We start from the raw sequence: 1,555 nt of genomic DNA, 5'->3' as shown, positions 1-1,555 counted from the left end.
GCGCTGACCGTGCGCCTGCCGGGGCTGGAGAACCGCTCGCCGGCGCGCATCATCCTCGATCGGCAGATCCGGTTGCCGGAGACATCCAAGCTGGTGTCCGGCGTCGACCGCGTTCCGCTCTATGTCGCCTCGTGCCTCGAAGCCGACCCGCACCGGCGGGCCGCGCTCGAACGCGCCGGCGTGCGCTTCATCGGCACCGAAACCCATGAGGGCGTCGTCGCCCTGCCGGAATTGCTGGAAGACCTTGCCGCGCTCGGCATGGCAAGCGTTTTGGTCGAAGGCGGCGCCAAGGTGGCCAAGGCCTTCCTCGAGGAAGACCTTGTCGACCGTATCGTGCTGTTCCAGGGGCCGGACGCCATTGGCGAAGACGGTATTGCATCGCCGATCGACGCCGACCATATCCCGGCCGGATTTCGCAAACTGCGCGACATGCGCTTCGGCGAGGACAGCTACGCCGAGTGGGTAAGACCATGATCCCAAAAAGTGGAAACCGGTTTTTGGATCAGATCAGGTCAAAACGAAAGAAGCTCTCTGATGTTTACGGGAATTGTGACCGACGTTGGCACGGTAGCCGCTGTGAAGCCGCTCGCCGAAGGCGTCGGGCTGCGCATCGACACGGCCTACGATCCGGAGACCATCGCCATCGGCGCATCGATCTCCTGCGGCGGCGTCTGCCTCACCGTCACGGCGCTCCCCGAACATGGCTCGAACGCGCGCTGGTTCGAGGTCGAGGCTTGGGAGGAAGCGTTGAGGCTGACCACCGCGTCGAGCTGGAAATCCGGCACCCGGATCAATCTCGAACGGGCGCTGAAGGTCGGCGACGAGCTCGGCGGCCACATCGTCTCCGGCCATGTCGACGGCACCGCCGAGATCGTCGAGCGCAAGGAGGAGGGCGACGCCGTGCGCTTCACGCTGGAGGCGCCGCGCCATCTGGCGAAGTTCATCGCGCCGAAGGGTTCGGTCGCACTCGACGGCACATCGCTCACCGTCAACAAGGTCCAGGGCACCCGCTTCGATGTTCTTCTCATCCATCACTCGCTGAGCGTCACCACTTGGGGCGAGCGCCAGGCCGGCGACCGCGTCAACATCGAGATCGACACCATGGCCCGCTACGCCGCGCGCTTGGCGGAGGCGGGGAAGGAAGGGCTGTGATGACCAAAGACGAGATTGGCTCCGCTTGGCGGGAAAAGCTCCACGTCGAGGACGCGACGGCCTCAATCTGCCGGTCAACGATCGCAAGGTATTCATTGAAGCGCTGACCAATCCGCGGCCGGCGAACGATCGTCTGAGGGATACGGTGCGTCGCTATCGCCAGGCTACTGGCGTCTGACTGCAACAATCTTCCGCTTGCGATCAACCCCGCTTCGGCATAAGTCACCGGCAACCCCCCGGAGACTTTTATGGCAGGCACATCCCAACACGGCAAAGCGTTCATTCGCCCGAAGGCGAAGGCGCATCTGCTCATTGTCGAAGCGCGTTTTCACGACGATCTGGCCGACGCGCTTCTGGAAGGCGCGACAGCCGCGCTCGATGATGCCGGCGCCACCTATGACGT

2 protein-coding genes and 1 pseudogene are annotated in these 1,555 nt (G+C 64.1%); all 3 read left to right on the top strand.

Annotation, left to right across the window (positions count from 1 at the left end):
• Positions 1-474: RibD family protein (locus EOA24_RS37525; RefSeq protein ID WP_133374895.1), on the top strand; the 474-nt coding region annotated here is incomplete at its 5' end.
• Positions 475-534: 60 nt separating this feature from the next.
• Positions 535-1,152 (top strand): riboflavin synthase, encoded by a 618-nt coding sequence (locus EOA24_RS37520; RefSeq protein WP_126082940.1) that lies wholly within the window; start codon positions 535-537, stop codon positions 1,150-1,152.
• 248 nt (positions 1,153-1,400) lie between these two features.
• Positions 1,401-1,555 (top strand): annotated as a pseudogene (locus tag EOA24_RS37510) (6,7-dimethyl-8-ribityllumazine synthase); the annotation flags it as partial.

It is taken from the genome of Mesorhizobium sp. M2A.F.Ca.ET.039.01.1.1, from assembly GCF_003998035.1.
In the GTDB taxonomy this organism is placed as follows: Bacteria; Pseudomonadota; Alphaproteobacteria; order Rhizobiales; family Rhizobiaceae; genus Mesorhizobium.
Note: the sequence above shows the minus strand (reverse complement) of the source record. Positions and strands in the feature narration are given on the sequence as shown.